Source organism: Paenibacillus sp. (assembly GCF_035645235.1).
Lineage (GTDB): Bacteria > Bacillota > Bacilli > Paenibacillales > YIM-B00363 > Paenibacillus_AE.
In genome coordinates this window covers 1-6,578 of record NZ_DASQMZ010000133.1, presented here as the reverse complement: position 1 = coordinate 6,578, position 6,578 = coordinate 1, and the positions used below count along the sequence as shown (strand labels likewise).

The window sequence follows — 6,578 nt, the reverse complement described above, 5'->3', positions numbered from 1 at the left end:
CTACGTGCTGACCCGCATCGATCCGACGATTAATTTCTACTGGGATCACGCAGCTCCCGCTCCGGGCATGGCCGAGAACACGTTCTCGATCCGTTGGACCGGCAAGGTGAAGCCGCAATATTCGGAGACGTACACGTTCTATGCGAACGCCGACGACGGCGTGCGAGTGTGGGTCAACAACCAGCTCGTCATCGACCATTGGCAGAACGGTTGGGGCGAATTCACCGGCACGATCTCGCTCGCGGCCGAAACGATGTACGATATTAAGGTAGAGTACTACGACGACGGCGGCGGCGCGCGCATGGAGCTGCGTTGGTCCAGCGCCTCGCAAGCGAAGGAAATCGTTCCGCAAAGCCGGTTGTTCAGCCAATAAGACGATGTAAAATGCAAATGATGTAAGACGCCAAGAAGGGCGCCCCTCGGCAGTTCCGACGAACTGCCGAACGGGCGCCCTTTCTTTGCTTCTCTACGTCACAATTTCGGTATCGTACTGCGGCAGGAGCGTCGCGATGGCTTTCGGGGCGGGTACGCCGCTCCGAATCATGGATTCGGTCCCCTCGAAGAAGCGGACCATGCGCGGATCGGTATGCAGAATGAGCATACGGGACGCTCGGTCCGTCGCGTTGCGGTACGTATGGGCGACGCCGACCGGCACGGTGACCAGATCGCCCGGTCCGGCGGTCGTCGGCGCGCCCTCGACGATAAACTCGATATACCCCTCCAAGATGTAAAACAGCTCTTCGCACGATCGATGAATATGCGGAGGGGGGAGCTGCGTGTTTGGGGATACGACTACTTCCAGAATGCTTAAGCCGTCCCGGGTGAAACTTCCGTCTTCTTTCACCGTCATTCGGGTCGGTCCGAGATCGATCGTCTTCCCGTCGCCCGTACGGACAAGATTCGCTTGCATGTGGTTTCGCTCCTTGGGTTCATTTTCATTTATCCACGCTTGTGATATGATAAGGATGCCTTACCAATAAAGTAAGTCTTCCTTACCATTCTGTCAAGGGGGGGTTTCATGGCGGGCGAATTGCGCATCGGCGCCTTGCTGCGTCAGTCTTATCAAGAGGTCGCGAAGTCGATCAACCGCCGGCTCGAAGAGGCTGGATACCATGATATCCGCTCCACGCATTTTCCCGTATTGCAGCCGCTTTTATTTCATCCGACAGGGATGACAAGCAGCGAATTGGCGAATCTTGCGGGGATTACGAAACAGTCGATGGGGGAAATCGTGAAGTATTTGGAGGAGCGCGGTTATGTAGAGAAAACGATCAGCGCGACGGACGCGCGTGCCCGGCGTGTCGTGCTGTCGCCGAAAGGCGCCGAGCTGATGAACCAGGTGTACGAAATCGTCACGGCGCTCGACGGCGAGCTGGCGAACCGGTTCGGCGAACGAAATTTCCAAACGTTGCGCAGTCTGCTTCAGGAGTTCCTGCCGATGGTGCAAGCGATGAACGACGGATGATGAACGATGAAAAAGTCGACACAAGGAGGCGGCCGACATGCAGCCATTCACCGAACGCGTCGTGCGTATCGTTCGTTCGATTCCGCCGGGGCGCGTCATGACCTACGGCCAAATCGCGGAGGCGGCCGGCAGCCGGCGCGCCGCCAGGCAAGTCGTTCGCGCCTTGCATGCCATGAGCGCGAGGCACGGCTTGCCCTGGCACCGGGTCGTGAACGGGAAAGGTGAGATCGCCCTGACGGACGAGGAGGGCCGGTACGCGCAAGCCGTCCTGCTGCGGTCGGAGGGCGTCGCCGTGGACGCGGACGGACGTCTCGACCTCGCGGCGTACCGCTTCGAGGTTGCGGGCGAGGAACCCTGTCCGTAGTCCTTGGCAGCGAGGCGCTTCGGCCTTGCGAAGGATGTCCGTTTTCCCGGGCGAAGACATATAGGTTGCCGGGTTTCGCGATTGAAAGCGCTTCGCGATAATATAGAAAGGTATGTCAGAACGACACTTGGCGCTGCGAGGGGATGCGACATGGCAACGAACACGAAGAAGACGCTCCGGCTCCCGCTCGGGCTGGCGCTTTCGCTCCTGGCTTTCGCCGCGGCGGCCGCGGGCTGCGCCTGGGATCGGGGGGCGGACGAACCGTCGCCGCCGCTCGGGGACGCCGGCGCGCCGGCGGCCGAGCCGGTGCCGCCGATCGCCTATTCGATCAACACCGCGGACGACAAGCTGCGCTGGGGCACCCCGATTACCGACGTGATCGAAGCGAAGACCGGCGTTCGGCTCGAGTACGAGCTGACGATCGGGGAGCAATTCCAGCGTTGGGACTTGTGGCTCGCCGGCAACGACTACCCGGACATCGTCGTGCTGGACCCGAAATATACGGCTCGTTACAAGGAAGCGAAGGCGATCATTCCGCTGAACGACCTGATCGACAAGCACGGGCCGAACATTAAAGAAAAATACGGCGAATATTTCAACCTGCTCAAGGACGAAAACGGGGATATCTATTCGCTCTATTCGGTGAAGAACGCGCAAGAGGCGCCTGCCGACAGCAGCGGCAATTTCATCGTGCAGTACGACGTACTGCGGGAAGCCGGCTATCCGCTCGTCCGCACGTTCGACGAGCTGTACGAGCTGATCCGCGCTTACGCGGAGAGGCATCCGGAAATCGACGGGAACGAGACGATCGGGTTCGGCGCCTACATGCACGGCTGGACGATGAAGCATGCGTTCAACAATCCCGTCATCTTCGCGAAGGGCTATCCCGATCACGGCAATTATACGATCGACGCGACGGGCGAGGTTCAATATAACCCGGTGTCCGAGGACACGAAAACCTATTACCGTTTTCTTAACAAGCTGTACTTGGAAGGATTGTTCGATCGCGAAGCGTTTTCGATGGACGAACGGGCTTTCAATGCGAAGGTCGCGCAAGGCCGCGTGCTTGCGGCGTACGCGCCCAGCTGGATGATCGGGGAAGCGGAGAAAGCGCTGCGCGCGGCAGGTAAGCCGGAGCGGGCGTATGCGCATCTGCCGATTTATTTCGAGGCGAACGCGGTCGATCGCTCCAACGCCATTACGCCGACGAGCGCGGGCAACTTTCAATGGGCGATTTCCGCGAAGGCGAAGCAGCCTGAGCGAATCATTCAGATGATCGATTTCCTGTTTTCGGACGAAGGGCAAATTTTAACGCAATGGGGCATCGAAGGGGAGGATTATACGGTCGTCGGCGGGAAGCGCACCATCGACCCGGAGCTGCTCGAGCGGCGGCGCACGGACTTGAACGTCGATTACGAGCGGGGCTTCAAGAGCGTAGCCACCGGAGACCATATGTGGTTCGGTATCGGGCACGGCGCGAGGCTGGGGGACGGCGACTACGCGACCCCGCTGACGAAAGATTACGTTCGCGCGAGCTACGACGAGACGACCAAGGAGGTGCTGAACGCATACGGCAAACAAGTGTGGGCGGACTTCCTGCCGCCGGTCGAGAAGGTGCCGGGGTTCTTATGGCAGCTGACGCCGCCGGCCGATACGAAGGTGGAGGAGCAGCGCATGGACGATACGTGGCGCAAGCATGTGCCGAACATCGTGATGGCGCCGAACGAGACCGAGTTCGAGGCGGCGTGGAGCGCGTTCGTCGCCGAAGAGGAAGCGGCGGGCGTCGACAAGGCGAACGCGGCGTACACCCGGTTGTGGCGAAATTTTATCGAGACGTACCGCGAAAGCATGGGCGAATAAGATGAAGATCCGAACGAAGCTGATATTGACCAATGTGTTCATCGTACTGGCGGTGCTGGGCTCGTTGACTTACGCGTTCTTGAAACGAAGCACCGATCTCGTCTTCGAGACGATTCACGAAAACAATAAGCTGTCTCTCTCCCAAGTCGCCTCCAACTTGGATAGCAAGCTTCGCTCTTACGAGGAGATCGCCAACGCTTTGTTTTTGAATACGGCGTTGGACGCCGCGGCGACGAAGGTGTATACCGACGACCGCGAAGCGTACGAGATGTATTTCGAATATTACCAGCCGTTCGTCTCGGCGGTGCAAATTTCGAAGGATATCTTTCATTTTCACCAATATACCGACAACCCGACGTTCCGCTTCGCCAATGTGTTCCTGATCGACGAGGCGGTGCGGCAAAGCGAATGGTACCGGCAGACGATGGAGACGCGCAACGGGGGCATCTGGACGAAGCCGTACGACACCCCGGGCGAAGCCGTCCCGGTATTCAGCTTTCGCAAGCGGCTGAACAACTTCGATCGCGCGTCGGCGCGCGTCGTCTCGCTCGAGATTAAGCTGAACGTGCTGTACGATCTCGTCAATGAGGAGAGCAAGAGCAAACGGTTTTTGTTTTTGCTGCCGAACGGGGACGTGCTGCTCGACAGCGCCAGGAGCGAAGGCGAAATCGGGGGCGGCGTCGAACGAAGCGGGTCGGACGTCGAGTCGGACGCCGAGCCGACTGAAGCGATAGGCGGCTATGAGACGCTCGATCAGCTGCCGTTCGCCGAACAGCTGTCGAAGGCGCCGAGCGGGAGCTTCACGTATCGGAACGCGAACGACACGTACCAGATCTTCTACCAGACGCTCGACTCCCGCAACACCGTCAGGGGCATGAAAGTCGTCAGCTACGTGCCGCTTACCGAAATTATGCCGCGGATCGACCAGCTCAAGTCGCTCGCGGTCGCATTGCTCGCCGTCGCGTTCATCGTCTCGGTGCTGCTGATTTCGCTGTTTTCGGTCGGGCTGACGCGACGGCTGTCGGAGCTGTCGGGCAAGATGCGCTCGCTGAACCGGGACAACTTCGAGAGCTATGTCGTCGTGAAGGGCAAGGACGAGGTCGCGCAGCTCGGCGAGATGTTCAACATGATGGTGCGCCGCCTGAGGGAGCTGATCCGCGAGGTATATCAATCGGAGCTGGACCGGCGGGAGCACGAGCTCCGCACGAAGGAGGTCGAGCTGTACGCGCTCCAGACGCAGATCAATCCGCATTTTCTGTTCAACGTCTTGAATATGATTCGGGGCAAGCTGCTGATCTCGGGCGAGCGGGAGAACGCGAAGGTCGTCGGCCTGCTCGCGAAGTCGTTCCGCATGATGCTGAAGAAGGGCGGCCAGACGATTCCGCTCGCCGAGGAGCTCGAGTTCGTCGATATTTACTTGCAAATCCAGCAATACCGATTCGGCGACAAATTCTCGTATTCGATCGAGCTGGAGGACGACGCGTTCCGGGGAGTCTACGTGCCGAAGCTGTGCATTCAGCCGCTCGCCGAGAACGCGCTGTCGCACGGCGTCGAGCTGAGTCCGGAGCGGTCGCATATTCGCATCCGCTGCGCGGCGGACGACGGCCGTCTGCGCGTCGTCGTCTCCGACGACGGGCTCGGCATGACGCCGGGGCGCCTCGAGGAGGTGCGGGGCTGGCTGCGGGAAGCGGACAGTCTGGACGCCGACGAGCATATCGGGCTGCGCAACGTTCATCTGCGCTTGCGCCAGCTTTACGGCGAGGGCTTCGGTCTCGAGATCGAGAGCGCTGCCGGCGCGGGCACCGTGGTGACGATGACGATCCCGATGCAAGAGCGCGAGATGCGGAGGAAAGGGGAGGAACGACATGCATGAGGTGCTGATCGTAGACGACGAGCCGGTCGCCCGCGAGTCGCTGAAGTACTTGATCGACTGGGAGGAACACGGCTTCGTCATTACGGCGGAGGCGGCCAACGGTCAGCAAGCGCTTGAATTGTTGAAGAAGCGCCATTACGCGCTGGTGCTTACCGACATCCGCATGCCGACGATGAACGGGCTCGAGCTCATCGAACGGATGAAGGCGGTCGCCGATTGTCCCGTCGTCATTCTAAGCGGCTACGACGACTTCGAGTACGCGCGCCAGGGACTGAAGCTGGGGGCGAAGGAATATTTGCTCAAGCCCGTCGACGAAGACGAGCTGATCGAGGTGCTGCGCCGCACCGGCGCGGAAATCGAGGAGCGGCAGCTCGCGGAGCGGCAGCATCGGCTCGGCTTGTCGGCGATCCGCGATCAGTTCCTCCGCCGGCTCGCGCACGGCGGGGTCGGACGCAAGGAGTACGAGGAGCAGCTGGCGCTGCTCGGGCTGGGACACGGCGCAGAGACGTTCTCCGTCCTGGTCGTGGAGATGGACTTCGTCTTCGGAAGCGAAGAGCTGTCCGAACGGGATACGGAGCTGAAGCGGTACGCGGTCCGGAACATTTGCGAGGAATTGACGGGGGACGACGGGTACGTCTTCGAGGAGTCGGAGGATCGGTACGGCGTGTTGTTCGTCGGAGGGGCGCCGGCGACGGAGGCCGGCGCTTTGCGGGAGCGCGCGGAGCGCATCGCCTCGTCGGCGCAGCTGTACGCGAAGGAGACGGTGAGCGTCGGGATCGGCGCGTGCGTGCGCGGCTTCGCGGCGGTGCGCGAGTCGTTCCGCGCCGCCGAAGAGGCGCTGGACCGAAAGTTTTTGACGGGCGCCGGCTCGGTATTGTCCGGCGGCGCCGGCGCGGATGCCGGAGCTGGCGCCGCGGGCGCGGAGTTGTTCCGTTCGATCGTGTCCCATCTGCTGGACGCGGTGCGGCACTTTCGCACGGTGGATGCGGGGACGGCGCCGGAGCGGCTATGGGACG

Annotated in this window: 7 protein-coding genes; 6 read left to right on the top strand and 1 reads right to left on the bottom strand. The window is 61.0% G+C overall.

The genetic code is table 11. The features are described 5' to 3' along the window. A partial coding sequence (locus tag VEZ38_RS13200; RefSeq protein WP_324894111.1) for a PA14 domain-containing protein occupies positions 1-373 on the top strand: 373 nt, incomplete at its 5' end. 93 nt (positions 374-466) lie between these two features. On the opposite strand, the gene VEZ38_RS13195 is transcribed toward VEZ38_RS13200, so the two are convergent. Then, on the bottom strand, positions 467-910 hold the full coding sequence (locus VEZ38_RS13195; protein ID WP_324894109.1) for a cupin domain-containing protein: 444 nt from the start codon (positions 908-910) through the stop codon (positions 467-469). 108 nt (positions 911-1,018) lie between these two features. Between VEZ38_RS13195 and VEZ38_RS13190 the strand changes: the two genes are divergently transcribed. The 5 genes from VEZ38_RS13190 to VEZ38_RS13170 form a co-directional block, all read left to right on the top strand. Next, complete coding sequence (locus tag VEZ38_RS13190) at positions 1,019-1,465, top strand: MarR family winged helix-turn-helix transcriptional regulator (RefSeq protein ID WP_324894107.1); 447 nt, start codon at positions 1,019-1,021, stop codon at positions 1,463-1,465. A gap of 37 nt (positions 1,466-1,502) precedes the next feature. Beyond that, positions 1,503-1,829, top strand: coding sequence for an MGMT family protein (locus VEZ38_RS13185; protein WP_324894105.1), 327 nt, complete (start codon positions 1,503-1,505; stop codon positions 1,827-1,829). A gap of 150 nt (positions 1,830-1,979) precedes the next feature. Then, the gene (locus VEZ38_RS13180; protein WP_324894103.1) at positions 1,980-3,689 is read left to right on the top strand and encodes an extracellular solute-binding protein; all 1,710 of its coding nucleotides are present in this window, start codon (positions 1,980-1,982) and stop codon (positions 3,687-3,689) included. A gap of 1 nt (position 3,690) precedes the next feature. Beyond that, entirely contained in the window at positions 3,691-5,562 is a 1,872-nt protein-coding gene (locus VEZ38_RS13175) for a sensor histidine kinase (protein ID WP_324894101.1), read from the top strand. Beyond that, positions 5,555-6,578: response regulator (locus VEZ38_RS13170; RefSeq protein WP_324894099.1), on the top strand; the 1,024-nt coding region annotated here is incomplete at its 3' end. The genes VEZ38_RS13175 and VEZ38_RS13170, both read left to right, overlap by 8 nt.

Coding starts and splice junctions, on each gene's coding strand:
- VEZ38_RS13175 (WP_324894101.1), top strand. CDS start 3,691: ATGAAGATCCGAACGAAGCTGATATTGACCAATGTGTTCATCGTACTG.
- VEZ38_RS13180 (WP_324894103.1), top strand. CDS start 1,980: ATGGCAACGAACACGAAGAAGACGCTCCGGCTCCCGCTCGGGCTGGCG.
- VEZ38_RS13195 (WP_324894109.1), bottom strand. CDS start 910: ATGCAAGCGAATCTTGTCCGTACGGGCGACGGGAAGACGATCGATCTC.
- VEZ38_RS13185 (WP_324894105.1), top strand. CDS start 1,503: ATGCAGCCATTCACCGAACGCGTCGTGCGTATCGTTCGTTCGATTCCG.
- VEZ38_RS13190 (WP_324894107.1), top strand. CDS start 1,019: ATGGCGGGCGAATTGCGCATCGGCGCCTTGCTGCGTCAGTCTTATCAA.